This is a genomic window from Lactobacillus iners DSM 13335, assembly GCF_000160875.1.
Classification (GTDB): Bacteria; Bacillota; Bacilli; order Lactobacillales; family Lactobacillaceae; genus Lactobacillus; species Lactobacillus iners.
Genome location: NZ_GG700805.1, coordinates 80,167 through 102,030, shown reverse-complemented (window position 1 = coordinate 102,030; position 21,864 = coordinate 80,167). Strand labels below are relative to the sequence as shown.

The window sequence follows — 21,864 nt, the reverse complement described above, 5'->3', positions numbered from 1 at the left end:
AACAAACTAGCAAAAGGGTGGTATCAATGGCTAATATAATTACACTTATACTAATAGTGAATATGATTATATCTTTCTATATTGTTTTTAGACATCAACGCTCCGTAGCAACGTCTTGGGCTTGGCTCATCATTTTACTTATTTTCCCTGTTGCTGGTTTTATTATTTATGGCTTTATCGGTCGTGGAATTTCTAAAGAAAATCTTTTTGCTATTAATAAACAAAAACATATCAGCTTAGATAAAGTAAATAAAATGCAAGCTTATAGTTTAGAAAAAATTTTTTCTAACGATACCTCGCATAAAGCCATCCAATTAATCAAATATTTTAATAATCAAAAAGAAGCCCCTTTATCAAAAAATAACGCAATAGAAATTTATACGGATAACCAATCCAATTTTCAAAAAATATTCAACGATATGCAAAATGCACATCATACTATTAATGTTGAATATTACTCTTTTATGAATGACCAATTGGGAAATAAATTTTTGAATTTACTCATAGATAAAGCAAAAAATGGTATTAAAGTTAGAATAATTTTCGACCCATGGGGATCACTAGGCACAAAATTAAGCTGGTTTAAGCCTCTAATTAAGGTAGGCGGAGAAGTGATACCATTCATTACTTCTCAAAATAATATTAAGAAATACAGGATAAATTATCATATGCATCGCAAAATTGTTGTCATTGACGGCAAAATTGCTTGGACTGGTGGTTATAATATAGGCGATCAATATATCGGACATAATAAAAAATTCGGTTATTGGCGTGATACTAATATTCGACTAGTTGGACCAGCAGCACTCTTGTTACAAGAACGTTTTGTAATGGATTGGAATGCTTCTAATGATTATAAACATACAATCAAATTTTCTGACCTATTATTTCCAAAATGTAATAATGATCCATATAATACTAATCATTCTACAGTCCAAGTAGTCAACGATGGTCCAGATAAAGAAGTCCCTTATTTACGTAATGGAATGATTAAATTAATGATGATGGCTAAAGAAAGTATTTGGATTCAAACTCCTTACCTGATTCCCGATGATCCCATGATAGCAACTTGGGTAACAGCAGCTACCTCTGGCGTAGATGTACGTATAATGATTCCATGCATGCCTGACCACATTGGAATTTATCGAGCAACTGAATGGTATGCCAATTATTTAATGAATATGGGCATAAAAATTTATATTTATGAAAAAGGATTTTTGCATGCCAAAACCGTCACAATTGATAATGATTTTTCAACCGTTGGTTCTATGAATCAAGATTATCGTTCATACCTTTTAAATTTCGAAGATGAAATCATCATTTATGACAATACTATCACTAAACAATTAAAAGATATCTTTAAGCATGATATGTGCGAATGCTATCAGTTGACTCCCACAATTACTGAAAGATGGTCTAAATGGCTTAAATTCAAACAAGCTTTTGCCAGAATGTTTTCACCGTTCTTATAATTTTTTAAAAAATTATTTTTTATATGGAAAAAATACTTGACTTTTTTAATAAACGGTTTATCATGTGTTTTAGTTGAATAAATTCCCAATGCAATAGAGGTTGCGATACTCACGAAATATTTAGGAGTCGACGAAGATGTTGATTATTTATTTCAGGAATATCGCCGAAACAGAATATTATTTCGTCTATATATTTTGTTGGGCTGTAAAAGCATATTTTACAGACTGTCCTGGACAATTCCAGGGAGCGCTATATGATTTGGTTTAATTACTAATGATTTTTTGTAAACCCTGTTGTGTTTTGATAATGAAATACAACAGGGTTTTATTACGCTTTTATTGTATTGGCTTTATTTGAAATAATTTTTTGGAGGTATTTCAAAATGAAGTCAAAAATAAATACATTTATGATTATGATTCTTTTTTTATGCAGTATCATAACCGTTAGTTTTAGTCATACATCAATTGTTAATGCTAAAACAAAAGAACCATTAAAAATTGGTATGGAAGCCAATTATCCACCATATAACTGGACACAAAATACAGATGCACATGGAGCTGTACCTATTGATGGTTCCAAGCAATTTGCTAATGGTTACGATGTACAAATAGCCAAAATTATTGGTAAAAAATTGCATCGACGTGTTATTGTTGAAAAAACTGTCTGGGATGGATTATTGCCATCCTTAACATCTGGCAAAATTGATCTAATTATAGCTGGCATGTCACCAACTTCTGAACGAAGAAAAGCTATTGATTTTTCGATTCCTTACCGCAAAAGTACTTTTGTCCTTATCGTTAACAATGCAAGTAATTTTGCCACAGCTACAAAATTAACCGAATTTAAAGGGGCCAAATTAACTGCTCAACAAGGAACATTACATTATGATTTAATTAAACAATTAGTAGGAGCTAAAAGACTAACAGCTATGCGAGATTTTTCTGTTATGCGACAAAGTCTTGCTTCTGGTACAATTGATGGTTACGTAGCCGAAGATATCGAATACCAAAGTTACCACCGCGTTAACCCTAACATTGTATCTATTAATCTAAGCAAAATGCCTCATTTTCATGTTAATTATAATGATTCTATTACTAGTATCGGTGTAAAAAAAGGCAATACCAAATTATTAAATCAAGTTAATCAAATATTAAAAACAATTTCTGATAATAAACGTGAAAAATTAATGAGTTTTGCGATTAAGCAACAACCTCAAGTTTCAACAACTAAAAAGACCAACTGGTTTGTTTCTATCATGCATCGCTACGGTAAAATGATCCTCAATGGTGTCATTATGACTGTCTTTTTATCCTTAATTGGTACTATTATCGGTTTCTTTATCGGCTTATTAGTTGGAATTATTAGAACTATTCCAACACCTCTATCTAAGGTCAAATATTGGTTATTAAAACTAATTAATTGGTTATTAGCTGTCTATGTAGAAATCTTTCGTGGGACACCTATGATGGTTCAAGCTGCCGTCATTTATTATGGTATTGCACAATTATGGCACATCAATCTCGACCGTACCTTAGCTGCATTATTCATTATTTCTATTAATACAGGTGCCTATTTAGCAGAAGTTATTCGTGGTGGTATTATTTCTACTCCTAAAGGTCAATTTGAAGCAGCTAGTGCTCTAGGTATGTCTCATTCACAAAAAATGTGGCATATAATTCTGCCGCAAGCAGTTAGAAATTGCTTACCTTCCATTACAAATGAATTTATTGTTAACATCAAGGACACTTCAGTCTTAAGCATCATTTCTGTATCCGAATTGTTCTTTGTAGGTACTACAGTCGCCAGTCAAACATTCCAATTTTTCCAAACTTACTTCATTATTTCGATAGTCTACTTAATATTAACTTTTTCAATTACCCGCATTTTCCGACTAATTGAAAACAAATTAGAAGGTCCAAAAAACTATAATTTAATGGCCAACCAATTACAAGTTGACGAACCAAAGGAAGGAGAAAATGAAAATGACTAATTCTAATAAGAAGATTTTACAAATTCAACATTTACAAAAGAAATTTGGCAATAATTTTGTTTTAAAAGATATCTCTTTTGACGTCACTCAAGGCGAAATTTTAACTATCATTGGTCCTTCAGGTGGTGGTAAATCAACGATGTTGCGTTGTTTAAATCTTTTAGAAGAACCATATAAAGGTATTATCAATTTTCATGATGAAAATATTTTAGATCCATCCTTTGATCGTAACCTATATCGCTCAAAAGTAGGCATGGTCTTCCAGCAATTCAATTTGTTTAACAATAAAAATGTTTTACAAAATTGTATGGTAGGGCAAGAACTTGTTTTAGGCAGAAGTAAAGAAGAAGCAAAAAGAATTGCTATTGAAAACCTTAAAAAAGTAGGTATGGAGCCTTATATTGAAGCAAAGCCTAAACAGTTATCGGGTGGTCAACAACAACGAGTAGCGATTGCTAGAGCAATTTCAATGAATCCCGAAATATTATTATTTGATGAGCCTACTTCTGCATTAGATCCCGAAATGGTTGGAGAGGTTTTAAATACCATGAATGATCTTGCCAAAACAGGATTAACAATGATCATTGTTACACATGAAATGGCTTTTGCTCGTAATATTTCAGATCACGTTATTTTCATGAGTGATGGGATAATCACAGAACAAGGACAGCCTAACGAAATTTTTAACCACCCTCAAGAAGAAAAAACAAAGAAATTTTTACGCAATTTTAAAAATGAAAATTTATAAAAGATAAAAAATGGATGAATTCATAAAATCATCCATTTTTTTCTATATAGTTTTATATTTTATTTCGAAATGGTATATAAAGAGTAGAAATATTCCTTACTATCCATTAAAGTATCAAAATTACCACGTTCAATCAACGCTCCGTCCTTCATGACAAGAATTTCATCATATTGTTTCAATGAACTAGCATCCAAGCGGTGCGTCACAACTAATCGGAGTATTCCTTGTAAATCTAAAATAGATTGAGTTACATTTGCACTTGTCTCATTATCTAAAGCGGAAGTAGCTTCATCAACAAGTAAAATTTCCGATTTCTTTAGTAAACTACGTGCAATAGCTATACGTTGTTTTTCACCACCAGAAAGATGACTACCATTTTCACCACACTGATAATCTCTGCCCTTTTGACTAATGAGATGATCCAACCCTGCCAAATGAATAACTCGATCAACTTCAGCATCTGGAAATTGCTTAAATAAAGTAATATTATCCCAAATCGAAGCATCAAATATAAAGACAGACTGTTGCATAAGCGTTATTTTTTCATAAAGCGAATATTTACTTATTTGCTTAAGTTCATAGTTATTAAAGTGCACACTACCATCGTAATTTTGATAGTAACCCATTAATAAGTTAATCAAGCTACTCTTGCCGGCTCCTGATGGACCAACAACTGCATAAGACTTACCAGCTTGCAACTGCAAATTAATATGCTTAAGAATCGTATGATCAGTATCATAAGCATAAGAAACATCCTGCAAAGCAATATTAGCCAGCGGTTGTTTGATAGTTTCACCCGTATCTTCTTTAGCATTGCTCATATAATCAGACATCTTAGTAATTAGCTTCTTAGCACCTGACATCCCACCATATATCCGTGGAAGTGCATTAATTGGTTGCAAAATTCCATTCATTAAATTAATAAATGCTAAAATCATACCTGCAGTCATAGTCCCAATATGTTCATGTATCATCCAAGCTCCAATGACCATGACACCAAACTGCGTCAACATATAAGCAATAGTGCCACAAGCTGAAACAACAGTAAATGTTTGCTCACGCATTTTTTTAGTATGCTCAAGTTGCATCGATTTGTTTTGATAGCGACTAATAGCTTCATTCTCAACCTTAAAACTCTTAATAACAGAAATGCCATTTAAAATGTCCTTCGTCAACGACACATAAGATTCGTTAGTCTTGGAAACTTGCTCCTCACGTGTTGCAATACTACGTGCTGTGAGAAGAGAACAAACCATCGGGATCATGGCAATGACTATTGCAATAATTGTAAGCAATGAATTGTAGTACAACATCAATGTTAAACTGCTGACTACCATAATAATATTCTGAATAAATTCAAAAATATTTTTCAAATATGTTTCTAAAATTCGTTCACAATCATTGGTTAATACAGAGAGATATGTACCCGAATTAGTTATTAGAAAATCACTATAACTTTTCTTAAAAAGCTTTTTAATGACAGCTTCTTTGTACTGATTCATTGCTTTTTCAAGAAATCTAGGATATACACTACGTTGTACCATAAAGAGTGACGCTGCAACAAATAAGTAACCCCCTAGCATCAACAATATACTTTCAAAGGAATATGTACTATTGCCAGCCATATAATCGAAAATAACCTGCATAATCCAAGACACAATACTGTAAGTAGTTGATAATATGATGAAAACTAGTGCTGATACAAAAGCTACAAATTTATTTTGTTTGAAAAACAATTTGACATAATCCTTAGTAGTTTGCATAACTAATATCTCACTTTCTGGATAAAACTAATAATAATAATAATAATAATATCTTAATATTTATCTTTTTGTAAATATAGTTTTCTTTTTTTTTTAATTTCTATACAATATTCTATAATCTATTTCAATAATGATACAAAAAATACCCTCTGCACTTTTTTCAGAGAGTATTTATATATGTCGTTAAAACAACTTATCAGTCTTTTCAGCGTTAGTAATGTTATCATTAACTTCAAAATAGTTTTTACGTATTAAACGTAATTTATCATAATCGCTTTGCAAACTATCAATAGCATCATGCAAAGATTTATTTTGTTTACGCATAGCATCTATTTCTGTATCTCTGATAACTCCACGTAAATGTACTTGTCCATCAATATACCTCTTATTTTCATCAAATAGTTCATGCAAACAATTTAGATATGTTTCGTATTTTACTAATTTTTTATTGATATTTTTAATTTTGGCATTCATTTTACAAAATGATTGATAAGACATATTTCCCTTAATCTTATTGCATTCGCTACAAGATAAAATTAAATTATCCAAGCCATTATCATGTGAAAAGCAAACTGGATCTTTATGATCAACACTAGTGCCACGCCGACCACAATATTGACATCGATACTTATATTTATTTCTGATATATTCTCTATCAATATAATCAATTTTATTAAAAGAAAAATCCGCCTTAATCCCTAACTGCAATAGGTTTTCTTCAAAAGTATTCGTCAGTTCAGGACTAGGCAATTCGCCTTTCTCACTTTTAATCACAAATTGATAAAATGTATTTCTATTTATTTGATCAATAGCTACATCATTGCAATCATAGTCTTGAATAAATGCTTCATACGCACGTTTATATTTAGGAATAACGAAAGTTGTGTATTTTGTAGCTACTATCGCTTTTGTTACTTTACCACAAAAATTGAACATGCAAATTTCGGATAACTTTTGTACTACTTTATTTTCATATTTAAGTGGATCAACACCTCGCAATTGACATATATCACAAACACTGAATAGTTTCATATTAAGTTCATCGTCTCTTTTAAAGTGCAAGTGATTCAATCTTAACCCACATGCAGTACATTCTAATTTCAATTATTGCTCATCTCCCATTAACAAAATGCTAAAAGCTATTCTTTCCATCTTATCTTTTCCTGCAAAATCTCCCTTAAATAGATCTGGTAAAATTTTTTGAATAAAATATTTCACACAAGCTAAATTATCATATGTCTTAATTGTGGCTAAACTTTCTTTGAACATCTGCATATATACAAAACTTGGATTCCCCAGCTCTATTTCACCATATGCTTCATATAGTAAATCTAATTTATCACATATCGATAAAATTTGCCCCTCCAAAGTATCGTCTTTAGCTTCACTTAACCTTTTTTTGTATATGTCTTGAAATTCTGCTGGTATTTCATCTTTAATGAATTTAGCTGTCATTGTTTCTTCAACTTCGCCAATCATTTTTCGCAATTCAGGCGTAGCATACTTCACAGGTGTTTTAATATCACCAATAAAACGTTCTGTATAATCATGATTCAAACTTTTTTCATAGAGAGCTTTCCAATTTATTTTTTGACCGCCTATTACTTCTTCAATGTCGCCCATAATTTGTGCTAACTCTGCAGTTCGAAAACAATGTGCCGCTACTGAATGATGTTGATATTTAAAATAACCTGGTGCACGATCTATTGACTCTAAACTACTAAACCCTTGAATATATGCATGTAATCCCATAATTGTACTCCTTCTAATCTAAAAATTTTTAATATAATAGCAGAACTTTTCAAATTATGCAAACAAAAAGGAAATGTTCTTACAAACATTTCCTTAATATAAATAACTATTAATTATTTATTTTCATCTGCTTTAGCTTTGTTCAAGAATGCAACAACCTTAGCTGCATGAGCTACACGTTCCTTAGAATTATCTTTGTTTCTAGGTCTACGATGAGGATTGATTCCTGTATGTATATTACGTGACATGTCTTTCTTCCTCTCAATAAAAATTTTCGAAAATCTTCTATTATCATAACATTAAACTAGTTAGTATGACAAGTTTTATTATTAATACTTACTGCACTATCAATAATACCCTCATCAGATGATAGGAACAATACACCAGCTTTGGCACCTAAGGTCAACCCTTTAGTTAGATATTGTAATTCATCTTGTGATGTATACATAGGTATATTCATATTATTATCAATTTCAATATCATATTGTGAATCATATTTAGACAAAATTACCAACTGAAAATTGGCCCCTATCGTGCAAGTTCCACCTACAGTGGAATATTTGTTGGAACCATCATTTAACGCTAAGATAATCACTGCATTGTCAAATATTTTATTCTGCAAAAGATCAGCTGCAGCCGTCTTTATATTTAAACTGATTATTTTCTTAATTAACATATATAGTATCCATCCTTATACTGTTTATATTCAATTTAATTTTATCAAATCTGTTAATTTAATAGTTAATATCTGCTCATCACCTACCTAAATATTAAGAATACTGATACAATAGAAGTATATGTGTGCTTCTTTTTTATCAAATGATATTCCAGTATAAAAAGTACAAAATAGACATGTGTAATTTTTAAGAGGGGATCCCCTAATGACCGTCATAAGGAATATATTTAAAGACCGTATTTTACAAATAACGGTTATAATTACAATTTTGAGTCTTTGTTTTGCCAGACCAAGATTAGGCGACATCAATACGCATACTTTATTTTCTATCTTGGCGATGCTGACAATTATTCAAATTTTTTCGTATCTGCACGTTTTAGACGTTTTAGCATATAAATTAACTGCTAGTGCATCTAATACACGTAGATTAACAGTAATTTTTACTTTTCTTTCTGTAATTTCGGCAATGTTTTTAACTAATGATATAACAGTTTTAACATTAATACCCTTATATTTAACCATTGCCAGACGATACAAATTACCTGAAATTTTGCCAGTAACGTTAATCGGTATGGGAGCTAATATCGGTGCAGCATTTACGCCTTGGGGTAATCCTCATAATATTTATATTGTCAATCGTTATACGGTGACACCCATCCAATTTTTTAAATGGTCTCTTCCACTATTATCAGTTAGTCTCATTCTGCTAATCATTATGTTGATGTTCGTCAAAAATACACCGATACCTTCCTTACCAAAGGAAGATATTCGTATCAGTATGCGACCGATGATTTTAACAATCGTAGTTTCTATCTTCTTTTTCTTTGGGATTTTTAATGTAGTTCCTGTCTATGTACCAGCAATTTTAGCAATCCTATTAACTATATTTATTAATAAAACAATTTTATTACACATTGACTATGCTTTATTATTGACATTTACTTGTTTTTTTGTTTTCATCAGTGATATACAACAGATTCCCTTCATTGTGAATGAGATTTCGAAAGCTATGTCAAATGAGCATTTAGTTTATTTAACATCTATTCTTTCAAGTCAATGTATTTCCAATGTTCCCTCTACTATTTTGATTGGTAAATTTACCAATTATGCCGAAGCACTTTTTTTAGGATCCAATATTGGTGGATTTGGTACCCTAGTAGGTTCTATGGCAAATATGTTAGTTTTTAAAAGCTTTTTAGAGCATGGTACAATCTCACGCAAAAAATTCTTTTGTATGTTCAGTTTATTGCAATTTACAGGTTTGATTGTATTAATGATCTTAGGCTGGCTAGTTTTATATTTTGTAATTTAAAAGGAGAAAATTTTTATGATTTTAGCAATCATTATTATTTTAATTATATTAATAGTTTTATACATTGCAATTTATAACGGGTTGCAAAGAGCTAAAGTAAATATCGAAGAATCCTGGAGTCAAATTGATGTACAACTAAAAAGACGTAACGATTTAATTCCTAATCTAGTAGAAACTGTTAAGGGTTATGCCAAACACGAAAGTGAAACTTTAGAGAAAGTAATTCAATTACGTAATCAATTAGTACAGATACCTACTGGCAATCATCAAGAACAAATGCAAGTATCTAACCAATTGACTGATTCTTTAAAATCAATTTTCGCTTTATCAGAAAGTTATCCAAATTTGAAAGCAAATGAAAATTTTGCACAATTGCAAGAAGAATTAGTAAATACTGAAAATAAATTAGCTTACTCACGTCAGCTCTATAATTCAACTGTATCATTTTTCAATAAGAAAATTTTAGTATTTCCATCAAATATAGTAGCAAGTATACACGGCTTCACTAAGCAAGAATTTCTCGCAACTCCTAGTGAAGAAAGGAACGTACCTAAGGTGAAATTTTAATCATGCTATACCAACAGATAACTAAAAATAAACGCAAAACTGTAATATTATTAGCAATCTTTGTCATCATTTTAGCTATAATTGGAGCTGTATCTGGTAAAATTTTTTATAATTCACCAATAGAAGGGATCATGTGGTCAATATTTGCCAGTGTTGTATATTTATTAATCGGCTTGGCTAATCCAGCTAGTATGATAATGCGAATGAATCACGCTATCGAAATTAAAGAACAAGATGATCCAGAATTATGGCATGTTGTAGAAGATATGGCAATGGTTGCTCAAGTGCCCATGCCTCGGGTTTTTATAATTGAAGATGATAGTCCTAATGCTTTTGCTACTGGAAAAAATCCACAAAATAGCTGTATAGCTGTAACTATGGGTTTACGCAAAATGCTAACTAGAGAAGAATTAGAAGGTGTAATTGGGCACGAAATATCTCATATTAAAAATTATGATATTTTAGTATCAACTGTTGCTATCGTATTAGTAGCTGTCATTTCTTTTATTGGTAATTTAACATGCAATGTGTTTTTATATTTTGGCAATATATTTAGCGATAAAGATGACGATCGTAATGCTAATTGGGGTTGGTTAATCTATTTATTTATGAGAATATTTTCTTCATTGCTAGTATTCAGTGCAACCCTAGTGCAATTTGCTTTGTCAAGAAACCGTGAATATTTAGCAGATGCCGGATCAGTAGAATTAACGCGTAATCCAAAAGGATTGATATCTGCTTTAACTAAAATTTCTACTAGTGCACCTATGACTGTAGCTGATAAGTCAAGTGCAAGTCTTTATTTTGAAAATCCTTTCCATAAGCATGGTTTAACACATTTGTTTGACACTCATCCAACAACAAAAAAACGCATTGAACGTTTGGAAAAAATGTAATTGCACATAAATTTGAATTTTAACTTTAATCAGTATATATTATAAGTTGTAAAATATATTATTTTGGGGTACCTTTAGTGGTTGAGAATATACCCATTGAACCTGATCTAACTAATATTAGCGAAGGGAAAATGATTTATTTTTGGACTTATATTAGTCGCCTCATTGGGGCGTTTTTTTTCGCTCCTGAAAGGAGTTTATTACATGACAAGTAAGTTACACATCAGAGACATTATCTTCATTGCACTAATTGCTGTAATGTTTGGTGGTATTTATATTTTAAGCAACCAACTTTATAATGCCTTAGTTTTTTTAGGACCGTTAGCCAATGATATTTGTATGGGCCTATGGTGTATGGCTGGACCGTTGGCAGGTTTTGTAGTGAAATTACCTGGTACCAGTTTTTTAGGAGAATTGTTGAGTGCTGCTGCTGAAGGATTATTTGGTGGTCAATGGGGCATTTCAACCCTCATATCGGGTATAGTACAAGGAATTGGTAGTGAATTAGGCTTTGCCGCTTTTATTTATCGTAAATACAATATTTTCACTTTAATTGTATCTGCAACAATTAATACGTTCATTACGTTTGGCTGGGACTTTATGAAAAATGGATATAATAAATTACCACTTAATACTAATTTATTATGTTTAGGAGTTCGCTGGATATCTATGATCGTCTTTTGTACCATTATAGTCAATAGTATCGTTAAACTTTTGGATAAAGCACATGTACTCACAAAATATAATCATTAATAATTTATCATTCAATTATGATGTCAATACTATTTTAAAAAATATCAATTTAACCATCCCACGGGGTGGTTTTTCACTTATTATAGGACCTAATGGTTGCGGCAAATCAACACTCTTAAGGCTAATTGCTGGACTTTATCCTCAATATGGTGGACAAATTTTAAAAGGTAATATAATAAATCCATTCAAAAATTGGGGTATGATTTTTCAAGAACCAGACAAGCAATTTACGATGGCTACACCCAGACAAGAATTTATTTTCACCTTAGAAAATATCCACTGCCCCCAAGAAAAAGCATATACGCAAATAAATAATGCTGTAAAGTTAACCAAAATTGAAGAACTATTAGATAGACCTTTTATCAAGTTATCTGGTGGAGAAAAGCAAAAGGTCGCTTTAGCTATTATAATGGCAATGGATCCGCCGCTAATCTTACTTGATGAACCTTTTGCATGTTGTGACATGACTACTAGACATTTACTAATCAAGCAATTAGCACTCTTAAAACAGGCTGGTAAAACGATCCTCATTACTGATCATAATCTAGCAGGATATCAAAATATTTGTGATGATATCTTTGGCTTTATCAATGAAAAATTCATTAATTACGATAACGAACAAAAAAGAGCCTTATTTGCCCAAGTTAAACCAACATTAAATAAGCATTTTGAAATGGTAACGAGCTCGTCTAATGCTGATTTTTCATTGAAAAAGTTTACGTTAAAAAATCCAGCCAAATTTTTGATTAATCAAGTAACTATAGATATACCAAAAGGTAAAGGTATTTTATTAACTGGTGAAAATGGCTCTGGTAAAACCTCACTCTTTAAAGCAATGACTAAATTAATTGATTACGAAGGTAATTTGTTTTTTGAACACAAAGAAATTAAAAAATGGTCATTCAGAAAATATTTATCCAAAGTCAATCAAGCTTTTCAAAATGCGGATGATCAATTTTTGATGATTACAGTCCAAGAAGAATTAGAATTATCTCAGTTCAAATGTGCCAATAGTCTATTTGATGAACAAAGTTTGCAACATTACTTATCAATATTAAAACTAAATGATCATCTCCAGCAAACTGTTTATTCCTTATCAGGTGGTCAAAAAAAGCGATTACAACTTCTTTTAATGATTATGGCTAATCCTCAAGTATTATTGCTGGATGAGCCTTTTACAGGGCTAGATTGCGAAAGTATTACTATCTTTATTAACCTATTAAAAGAATATTTTATTGATAAGAACAAAACTGTTATCATTATCAGTCATAATTTAGATCAAATGGATCAACTATGTCAGTACCATCTGCAACTACAAAATCAAAATCTTAAATTTATAACTAATTAAGGACCAAGCAATTATGAATCCAAGTTTGAAACTATTACTACTTTGTTTATTAACGATTGAAATTACTATCATACCAAATTTAATTGCTAATTTATGCTTAATTGTAGGTAGCCTAATATTATTAATGATAAATCATATAAATTATAAAAAACTATGTTACTTCACTATCGTTCCCTTATCTGCCTGCATCAGTATGTTTTTTACAATTTATTTTTATGCCCCAGGACATAATTTAACTTATGCTTTAACTTTAATCTCACGTATTTATGCATTCGCTTTATCTGGTGCCTATTTTGCCACTTCAACTGATAACTATACATTAGCTAAATCTTTAGAACAAAATGCACATTTACCCTCTAAATTTGCTTATGGTTCTTTAGCAGCTTTCAATTTACTTCCTAAAATTTATGAGGAAGTTAAGCGGATTAGAATCGCTGGTCAAATGCGGGGACTATTTTTATCTTTTTGGTCGCCTAAATTATATTTCAAAGCAATTATATCAGCTATGACTTGGGCGGATAGCTTATCTCAAGGCATGGCATCACATGGTTATTGCGAAGAAAAAAGTAGAAGTGTTATTATTCCAATTTTAGTTACAAAAAAAGACTGGTTGCTATTCTTTTCCATCTTGTTATTATTTCAACCAATCTTATTCATATTTCATATTTGATACTATTTATGATATGGGCTACCAATATTAATCATAAATGCACGATATATCTGCTCAATTAATACCAACCTCATTAACTGATGGGGCATTGTAAATTTACCAAAAGAAATCAACTCATCAGCTCTTTTATTAACAGCATTGGAAGTACCCAAACTACCTCCAATCACAAAAGTTATATCAGAATGTCCATATGTCGTTACATCAGAAATTTTTTGAGCAAAATTTTCACTTGTATACTCACAGCCTTTTATTGCTGTTACAAAAACGTATTCTTTATCTTTAATTTTACTCAAAATACGATTACCTTCAATTTCCTTAACCTTTTCCATTTCAGCATCACTTAATTTTTCTGGTGCTTTTTCATCAGGTACTTGGACAATCTCAACTTTAGCATACCGATCCATTCGTTTTAAATATTCTGCAATTCCATCTTTAAAATACTTTTCTTTTAATTTTCCTACACATACAATTTTGATATTCATTATTTTACCTATATCCATTATTTTATAATCAAACAATATATTAACATATCAAATAAACATTTTAAAAATATTGTTGCAAATTACCAACATAATTTACAACTAATCCACAAAACTTATCCACACCTGTGGATTAGTGAAATCTATATCTAGAATTTCTTTGTCGTAAACCACAATTTGTTGTGCCCTTGTAATTAAATTTATAAAATCTTTGCTAAAATAATACACAACATCTGATTTTTACGAATGTTTATTCATATTATGATTAAGCCTTACTATCATTGGATTTGTTAACGTTATACTTTCTTGTTTTACTAAAATTGTACCCATATTTCACAATCTTTCCACAACATATATACATTTTTGTCGCATAGTTATCCACAATCCACAGACTTTTACACAGGCTTGCTTTTCATGTGTACAATTTTTGACACTAACTTAATAAAAAAACAAACTTTATAAATGAGAATGACCGCAAATAAACGTATCGACAATTTTTAAATAATAAAAAAGGTATCACATATGATCGAAAAATATCTGTGATACCTTTTTGAATTATTGCAAGCTAGCCTTTAATGTTACATATTTACCAGCTCTTATAACTTTTATCGTGATTTTATCACCTATCTTGTGTTTATACAATTTGCTATGTAAAGAAGCCACACTATCTATCTTATCATTATCAATTTGAACAATTACATCCTTAGCTTTTATTCCCGCTTTTGCAGCTGAACTACCTGAATCAACTGAAAAAACTGCTACACCTTCTTGAATATTATTAGGTAATTGTATTCGTTTTTTATCTTTTCTAGTTAAATCGGTTACATCTAATACTCTAATTCCCAATTTTGGACGAACTATTTTTCCATTTTTAACTAATTGATTCAAAATATTAACAACTTCATCACTCGGAATAGCAAATCCCATTCCTTCAATAGCTGTGCCATCTCCAGAGCGTGATAATTTCATGGAATTAATACCTATAACTTGACCCTGTTCGTTAACCAAAGGACCACCTGAATTACCAGGATTAATAGCTGCATCGGTTTGAATAACTGTAGCTTCGTTAGTAACTTGACCCTGATCATTAACTACATTAACAACTCTACTCTTAGCAGATATAATGCCCTGCGTAACACTAGTAGCGTACTGACTACCTAATGGAGAACCTACTGCAATTACTGGCTGTCCTGGCACTAAATTTTTAGAACTAGCAAATTTAGCCACCTGATTGATATACTTGCTATTTACTTTTAAAACAGCTAAATCCGTTTCAGGGTCTGTTCCTACTTTTTGTGCTGCAATTTTTCTGCCGTCACTTAAAATCACTTGCAATTGATCACTATCTGCCACAACATGATTATTAGTAGCTATATAAGCATAATTTAAATTTTTGTAATAAATAACACCAGATCCTTCACTATAAGTTTGTAAAGTATCTTTATCATTCTTACTACCAAATATGTCAGTAAACAGATTATTTTTTCTTGTTTTTTGCAAATTAATTACCGAAACAACACTATCTTTAACCATATTAAATGCACCTGTCATCAATCCGGCATGTTTTGATTGATCATAAACTAATTTTGGTGATTCATATTTATTAATAGATGTATTATTAGGGCGATATCCTACCACATAAATTACTAACAAGCCTCCCAGCATACCTGAGACAAAACTTATCAAAATTGTTTTAAGTATTTGATTTATATTATTTTTATCTTTCATAACATCCCCCTTGTCAAATTGTACTAATTATCAACTTATAATTCTATGAATTTGCTTGGTTTCATGGGTGCAGTTGTCATAAATTGCACATCACTGTCAACGTCTGCATCTCTTTGTTCAAATAATTGCAGTGCACTTTTTTTAACTAATAATTGATCATTATTATGTTGACTAATATGAGCTAGAAAAATATATTTGGTTTCACGTGAAACCACATCACCGAGAGCTTCCACTGCCTGCTCATTAGATAGGTGCCCAACATCAGATAATATTCGCTGCTTTAAACTCCAAGAATATGGACCATTTCTTAGCATCATATCATCATAATTAAACTCCATCAAATAAGCATCTGCAGCTTCAATTTGCATTTTAACTGAACTAGAAACATATCCTGTATCGGTTAAACAAGCAAAACGTTTACCACCACTGCAAAAAACGTAATATTGCGGTTCAGCAGCATCATGACTTGTCGCAAAACTATGCACTTCTAAATCATCAAATATTTTAGTGGTTTCAGGTGCAAATATATTGATTTGCTCTTTGGGTATTTTGCCAATTTTATTACTTTCTTGCAAATATTTCCAGGTGCCTTCATTAGCATATGCATTTAATTGCGAATACCTTCTCATTAAAACACCTAATCCACCCGAATGATCTGTATGATCGTGACTTAAAAACACCATATCGATATCCTTAATGTCTACCCCTCTTTGGGCTAATAAGTTAGCAATTTTTTTCCCAGAAAGACCTGCATCTAACAAAACTTTATGATGCTCAGATTCAATTAAAGTAGTATTACCCGCAGAGCCACTAGATAATATTGATATACGCAATTTTAAAAACTTTCCTTTCAAATATTATTTTATGTATCCTTTATCTTCTTCGTTATCAATGGTCATAACATTACCACTAAATGCATTAACACGTTTAAAAATAGTAAATTTATTATTGCTGTTTTGGATAGCTACTAACCATGTGGGTATAAAAATTATACTCCCCCTAGTAGTAATCAATTTACTATAAACAAAACTAATCCATAATACATGCGAATTATTAGGTAACTCACTATAAGTGTATAAAGCATCAATTGCTGCTTGTGAGCTAATAGTAGCTTGTTTTTCCCTTAACGTATTGAGTGGTGCAACATAATATTGCATATAAGAAACAATATGATTATTTTTAACAACAATACTCAATTGACTGTGGTTTTCTGTAACCAATCCATATTTTGATTTTTGTGCAAAAATATATGTACTTTTATCTGCTGTACTATCAATGTATTTATATTTTCCACCTTGATATACATTACGTGTATTCAATACAAAACTTTTGATATTAGATAACGTCTTATTCTTATTATTACCTAAATCCACTGGTTTATTTAAATTAACAATAATAGCATCTGTATCTTTTGAGCTAACAATAGTACAATTATTGCTTAATTGTTCCTTGGCCTTACTAATCCAGCTATGCCCTTCTTTGGTAGCTAAATAGTACCCTTCTCCTTGTTCATCACTAATCTTAGGTAGGGTAATATTATCAGCTATAATTTCATTTTTCAAATCATTATTTTGCACATTAACAGTATGAACCCCGTTCAAAAGTTTGGGTGCTTGAAAAATTTCCACAAATAAAAAAATATTAATAGCTACAAATACCAGCAAAAAAATGCATTCAATACGTTTAAAATCCATTAGATATACCTCCTTGCTGACTTGCAGGAATATGTACTTCATAATTATTATTCAGCCAAGCATCCAATGAATGCCATCGTCCATTAATTTTTATGTAATATGTAGGAATTAAATCAATTAGATTAGATGTTTTATTAGTATCATGACATACTTTGTAACCTATAATGATTTTTTCTAAATATGACTTTTTATACCCAGCTTGTAATAATTTATCAATAATCTTATCTGTAGCTTGTAACTCTTTTTTCGCACCATTGGTAGGGATTGGAATTCTTAAATCCAAACTATTGAAATTAATTTGCATACAACTTCTAGTAAAAGTTACTTTTGCTCTCACATTATTATCTTCAGGTAAAAAAACAGGATATTCTTCTACAAATTTCTGATAAGAAATCGTATTATTCGATGCATCAAAAAAACGTAAATCTGGTTCATTCAAGCAGATTTTTCTAACGTAAAATAAACTATCAATCAAAATTTTAGTAGTTGTATTAGGAATTTTATTTTGCTGATAATCAACAAATTCATAATTATGTGTCTTTTTATAAGCAACTAGCCGCTGGTAAATACCATTATAGTAAGCAATATAGTCATCAGCATTGCGTTGGGTTGGGTTTCCAGAGTCAAGCAATTTATAAACAAAATATGCATCTGTCTCTTTATAAGTCAAATAACTATATATTGCCATTTGTTGATCTTTATTATAACTTACACAAAAACCATCTTTTAATTTCTCTAGCGAAATCGGTATTTGCGAAGCTGCCTTCTGAATATGCTTATACAAGTTCTTGAATGATACATTAGCATATACTCGATACAATGTGTTATTGCGATCATCACCTAAATACAAATATTTTTTATCTTTAGTTGAAACAAAAATACGATTAAATTCGCCATCTAAATATTTATTAGCACGAGGTAAAAACAAAGATATAGTTATCTGATCAGGAAAAGTCAATTGAAAATATTTTTCATCATGTAATAGTTGACGATAAAATGTACTATTAGATTTGATTTTGTTTATCTTATGTCCTTCCAGCTTTTTTGTAAATTTAGAAAACTCTAAAGTTAAATTTCTCTTAGCATCGTACGCCTGATACAATTGCTTATCACGATAATAAAAAACTTGTGTAGGAGTATATATCTCGCGTAAAGACTTTTGACCAACATTCTTTTTGATTGCTGGCTGATTAGAGTCTTGTTCCATTCTAGAAAAACGAGTATCTGAGCCCCATATATAACCAGACAAAATAATCGATAATAAAACCATCACAGATAGAGATATTCTTAAAACTATTCTTTGACATTTATCGCTAAACTTCATCCCACATATCTCCCTCTTCACTCATTTTTTCATATGGTATAGATATATAAAATGTTGAACCATTGCCTTCAGAACTGTCAGCCCATATTTTACCATGATGTGCTTCAACGATTTCTTTTGAAATAGCTAGCCCCAAGCCAGTACCACCTTGTTTTCTAGATCTCGCTTTGTCTACTCGATAAAAGCGGTCAAATATCCGGCTCAAATCTTTTCGTGGAATACCTAATCCTTGGTCTGATACACTCAAAATGACATGTTTATGTGTCTGCAATAATCTAATCGTAATTAAGCCACCATCAGGTGAATATTTAATAGCATTATTCATAATATTATCAATCACCTGCATCATTTTATCAGTATCAATTTCAACCCATAACGCTTGATGAGGAAAAATACGTCGAATTTTATATTTTTTTACTCCATCATTTTTTAGCATCATATCAAAACGATTTAAAATATGAGATAAGAAATCATTTAGATTAACCCATTCTAAATCCATTTTAACTACACCACGATCCATACGAGAAAGGTTCAACAGATCATTAATCATACGAATCATACGTTCTGTTTCATTTTGGATAACACCCAAAAATTGTGGTGCAATATTTTCATTTTTCCATGCACCATCATTTAATGCTTCGACATATGCTCGTAAAGATGTCAATGGTGTTCGTAACTCGTGTGATACATTCGAAACAAATTGACGCTGTTCATTTTCGTTTTTCTGTTGCTCTGTTATGTCATGTAATACACAAATTAGCCCTGATACAAATCCTGTTACCCTCTGAATCAGCGAAAAATCAGCATGTAAAATCAATTCGTCATGCGTATTAACATTAGCTGTTACTATTAATTCTTGCTGTGTACTCATTAAGTCTTGGATTGTAACTTCCTTTAATCCTAATAATTGTGTAATAGGCTCACCCTTAACTTCATTTTCAGTTTTGTCCAAAAAATTTAGTGCAGTTTCATTAATGATAGTGATATTACCATGACGATCGGTAGCAATAACACCGTCAGTCATATGCATTAAAACATTATCCAATCTCCTACGTTCGCTGTCAGAAACTTCCTGACTTCGCTCAATTCTAACTGACAAAATATTAAAAGCACGTGCTAATTCACCCATCTCATCATTAGCATATACTTTAACATGCCCAGAATAATCACCGTTAGAAATTCGCAATGCTTGATCTTTCATTTCTTCAATTGGCTTAGTTATTGCCCGGGCAATAACTAAAGCTACTCCTGCTCCTAATGTAGCTGCAACTAATGAAGCCGTCAGAAATAGAAATGATACACGATGTATATTATTAAATACGCTTTGCATGCCTGCTTTGACAACAATAACTCCCACTATCGTATTCGGCCCATTACCTACATTTAGTGGAGAGATTTGGATCATATATTTACCATTATCATTTATAATCTTGGAAATCTGTCTTCCGGAAGTTAATACCTTTTTTATATCAGAATTAGTAGCTCTTTGGCCAATGGTACCTTGATCATTAACATTAGAAACAGATCTGATGACAGACTTACTATCTACAACTGTAATATCATTAATAGCATCATTACTATAATTAGATACTATTCTATTTAATTGTTTATTTGCCTTCTTGGCATTGTTTTTATTCAATTGTGTTGCTATTTGATTAGATATCAAGTTTGGTATTTGAATTGAAGTTTCAAATGATTCAATCGAATTTTGCTCCAATTGTCTAGTAAAATAAGCTCCAACAATTTCGATAGTTGCTAAAAGCAATAGCATAAAAATTATAGCAATTTTAGCATTAATTGATGTAAAAGGTTTTCTTATTTTTTTCATAATAAAATACTACAAAATAAGGTCACTGTATGTGACCATCATTATTCATCAGTTGGATTTTTAACATAATAACCAACACCGCGACGGGTCACCAAAATGGACGGAGTAGACGGATTATCTTCTATCTTTTCACGTAAACGTCTAACTGTAACATCTACAGTACGAACATCACCAAAGTAATCATATCCCCAAACCGTTTGTAACAAATGTTCTCTAGTCATCACTTGCCCCATATGTTGTGCTAAGTAACGGAGCAATTCAAATTCACGATGTGTTAATTCTATATTTGTCCCTGCTTTTTCCACAATGTATGCTTCAGGCATAATAACCAAATTGCCTATGGTAATATTAGCATTTTCATCAGGTTTTGACTTTTGTGTGATTTCACGTCTACGTAAGTTAGCCTTTACTCGGGCAACCAATTCACGATTAGAAAAAGGTTTTGTAACATAATCATCTGCACCCATTTCTAATCCTAAAACTTTATCAATTTCAGCAGCCTTAGCAGTTACCATAATAATAGATAAATCATGACTTTGTCGCACTTCTCTTGCCACCTCAAGACCATCTTTTTTAGGCAACATTAAATCTAGAATCATCAAATCAGGATTAAATTCATCTACTTTTTTGACTGCCTCTTCACCATCATAGGCAGTATCTACTTCGTAACCTTCCTTAGTTAAATTAAATTTAATAATATCAGAAATAGTTTTTTCATCATCAACAATTAAAATCTTTTTGGGCATAACAATTCCTCCCTCATATTCATCTACCATTATACTGTTTTTACGCTATTTTTGAAAAGATGGAGCTATAGATATCTATTATGAATAGCAAAATATCACTTGACAAATACTGTAAAA

21 protein-coding genes and 2 riboswitches are annotated in these 21,864 nt (G+C 31.1%); of the genes, 9 read left to right on the top strand and 12 right to left on the bottom strand.

Translation table 11 applies throughout. The features are described 5' to 3' along the window. Positions 1-26: 26 nt before the first annotated feature. From cls to HMPREF0520_RS02490, 3 genes are all read left to right on the top strand, one after another. Positions 27-1,472, top strand: a complete 1,446-nt coding sequence (gene cls / locus HMPREF0520_RS02500) for a cardiolipin synthase (protein WP_006729335.1) — start codon at positions 27-29, stop codon at positions 1,470-1,472. An 86-nt stretch (positions 1,473-1,558) separates the two neighbouring features. Further along, positions 1,559-1,733: riboswitch (Lysine riboswitch) on the top strand. A 122-nt stretch (positions 1,734-1,855) separates the two neighbouring features. Beyond that, positions 1,856-3,463 (top strand): ABC transporter substrate-binding protein/permease, encoded by a 1,608-nt coding sequence (locus HMPREF0520_RS02495; RefSeq protein WP_006729334.1) that lies wholly within the window; start codon positions 1,856-1,858, stop codon positions 3,461-3,463. Further along, positions 3,456-4,211 (top strand): amino acid ABC transporter ATP-binding protein, encoded by a 756-nt coding sequence (locus tag HMPREF0520_RS02490; RefSeq protein WP_006730831.1) that lies wholly within the window; start codon positions 3,456-3,458, stop codon positions 4,209-4,211. Before HMPREF0520_RS02495 ends, HMPREF0520_RS02490 begins: the two co-directional genes overlap by 8 nt. Positions 4,212-4,270: 59 nt before the next feature. On the opposite strand, the gene HMPREF0520_RS02485 is transcribed toward HMPREF0520_RS02490, so the two are convergent. The 5 genes from HMPREF0520_RS02485 to HMPREF0520_RS02470 all read right to left on the bottom strand — a co-directional run bounded on the left by HMPREF0520_RS02485 (position 4,271) and on the right by HMPREF0520_RS02470 (position 8,402). Continuing rightward, the gene (locus tag HMPREF0520_RS02485) at positions 4,271-5,974 is read right to left on the bottom strand and encodes an ABC transporter ATP-binding protein (protein ID WP_006729332.1); all 1,704 of its coding nucleotides are present in this window, start codon (positions 5,972-5,974) and stop codon (positions 4,271-4,273) included. Positions 5,975-6,157: 183 nt separating this feature from the next. Then, on the bottom strand, positions 6,158-7,078 hold the full coding sequence (locus HMPREF0520_RS02480) for an HNH endonuclease (protein ID WP_006729331.1): 921 nt from the start codon (positions 7,076-7,078) through the stop codon (positions 6,158-6,160). Then, positions 7,079-7,726, bottom strand: a complete 648-nt coding sequence (locus HMPREF0520_RS02475) for a YfbR-like 5'-deoxynucleotidase (RefSeq protein ID WP_006729330.1) — start codon at positions 7,724-7,726, stop codon at positions 7,079-7,081. It abuts the gene before it with no gap. Positions 7,727-7,839: 113 nt separating this feature from the next. Then, complete coding sequence (locus HMPREF0520_RS06515; protein WP_006729329.1) at positions 7,840-7,974, bottom strand: hypothetical protein; 135 nt, start codon at positions 7,972-7,974, stop codon at positions 7,840-7,842. A gap of 56 nt (positions 7,975-8,030) precedes the next feature. Further along, positions 8,031-8,402, bottom strand: a complete 372-nt coding sequence (locus tag HMPREF0520_RS02470; protein WP_006729328.1) for an iron-sulfur cluster biosynthesis family protein — start codon at positions 8,400-8,402, stop codon at positions 8,031-8,033. Between the two features lie 205 nt (positions 8,403-8,607). On the opposite strand from HMPREF0520_RS02470, the gene HMPREF0520_RS02465 reads away from it, so the two are divergent. The 6 genes from HMPREF0520_RS02465 (at position 8,608) to HMPREF0520_RS02440 (ending at position 13,948) form a co-directional block, all read left to right on the top strand. After that, entirely contained in the window at positions 8,608-9,714 is a 1,107-nt protein-coding gene (locus HMPREF0520_RS02465) for an SLC13 family permease (RefSeq protein WP_006734765.1), read from the top strand. A 15-nt stretch (positions 9,715-9,729) separates the two neighbouring features. Then, positions 9,730-10,281 (top strand): LemA family protein, encoded by a 552-nt coding sequence (locus HMPREF0520_RS02460; protein WP_006729326.1) that lies wholly within the window; start codon positions 9,730-9,732, stop codon positions 10,279-10,281. Positions 10,282-10,283: 2 nt separating this feature from the next. Beyond that, on the top strand, positions 10,284-11,177 hold the full coding sequence (htpX, locus tag HMPREF0520_RS02455) for a zinc metalloprotease HtpX (protein ID WP_006729325.1): 894 nt from the start codon (positions 10,284-10,286) through the stop codon (positions 11,175-11,177). Between the two features lie 54 nt (positions 11,178-11,231). Further along, positions 11,232-11,323: riboswitch (TPP riboswitch) on the top strand. Positions 11,324-11,381: 58 nt separating this feature from the next. Continuing rightward, positions 11,382-11,930 carry an ECF transporter S component gene (locus tag HMPREF0520_RS02450; protein ID WP_006729324.1) on the top strand — a complete coding sequence of 183 codons (549 nt, stop codon included), beginning with the start codon at positions 11,382-11,384 and terminating at the stop codon, positions 11,928-11,930. Further along, positions 11,905-13,278 (top strand): ATP-binding cassette domain-containing protein, encoded by a 1,374-nt coding sequence (locus HMPREF0520_RS02445; protein WP_006729323.1) that lies wholly within the window; start codon positions 11,905-11,907, stop codon positions 13,276-13,278. Before HMPREF0520_RS02450 ends, HMPREF0520_RS02445 begins: the two co-directional genes overlap by 26 nt. A 13-nt stretch (positions 13,279-13,291) precedes the next feature. Then, positions 13,292-13,948 carry an energy-coupling factor transporter transmembrane component T family protein gene (locus HMPREF0520_RS02440; RefSeq protein ID WP_010222056.1) on the top strand — a complete coding sequence of 219 codons (657 nt, stop codon included), beginning with the start codon at positions 13,292-13,294 and terminating at the stop codon, positions 13,946-13,948. A gap of 2 nt (positions 13,949-13,950) precedes the next feature. Here HMPREF0520_RS02440 and rlmH read toward each other — a convergent pair whose 3' ends face one another. The 7 genes from rlmH to yycF form a co-directional block, all read right to left on the bottom strand. After that, the gene (gene rlmH / locus HMPREF0520_RS02435) at positions 13,951-14,430 is read right to left on the bottom strand and encodes a 23S rRNA (pseudouridine(1915)-N(3))-methyltransferase RlmH (RefSeq protein ID WP_006732414.1); all 480 of its coding nucleotides are present in this window, start codon (positions 14,428-14,430) and stop codon (positions 13,951-13,953) included. Between the two features lie 552 nt (positions 14,431-14,982). Further along, positions 14,983-16,155, bottom strand: coding sequence for a S1C family serine protease (locus HMPREF0520_RS02430; protein ID WP_006729320.1), 1,173 nt, complete (start codon positions 16,153-16,155; stop codon positions 14,983-14,985). A 35-nt stretch (positions 16,156-16,190) separates the two neighbouring features. Continuing rightward, positions 16,191-16,988, bottom strand: coding sequence for an MBL fold metallo-hydrolase (locus tag HMPREF0520_RS02425; protein WP_006731374.1), 798 nt, complete (start codon positions 16,986-16,988; stop codon positions 16,191-16,193). A gap of 24 nt (positions 16,989-17,012) precedes the next feature. Next, complete coding sequence (yycI, locus tag HMPREF0520_RS02420) at positions 17,013-17,849, bottom strand: two-component system regulatory protein YycI (protein WP_006729318.1); 837 nt, start codon at positions 17,847-17,849, stop codon at positions 17,013-17,015. Further along, positions 17,839-19,173, bottom strand: a complete 1,335-nt coding sequence (yycH, locus tag HMPREF0520_RS02415; protein WP_006729317.1) for a two-component system activity regulator YycH — start codon at positions 19,171-19,173, stop codon at positions 17,839-17,841. The genes yycI and yycH overlap by 11 nt, the downstream gene beginning before the upstream one ends. Then, positions 19,163-21,001, bottom strand: a complete 1,839-nt coding sequence (gene walK, locus HMPREF0520_RS02410) for a cell wall metabolism sensor histidine kinase WalK (RefSeq protein ID WP_006729316.1) — start codon at positions 20,999-21,001, stop codon at positions 19,163-19,165. The genes yycH and walK overlap by 11 nt, the downstream gene beginning before the upstream one ends. Positions 21,002-21,042: 41 nt before the next feature. After that, the gene (yycF, locus tag HMPREF0520_RS02405; protein WP_006734299.1) at positions 21,043-21,747 is read right to left on the bottom strand and encodes a response regulator YycF; all 705 of its coding nucleotides are present in this window, start codon (positions 21,745-21,747) and stop codon (positions 21,043-21,045) included. Between the last annotated feature and the right edge of the window lie 117 nt (positions 21,748-21,864).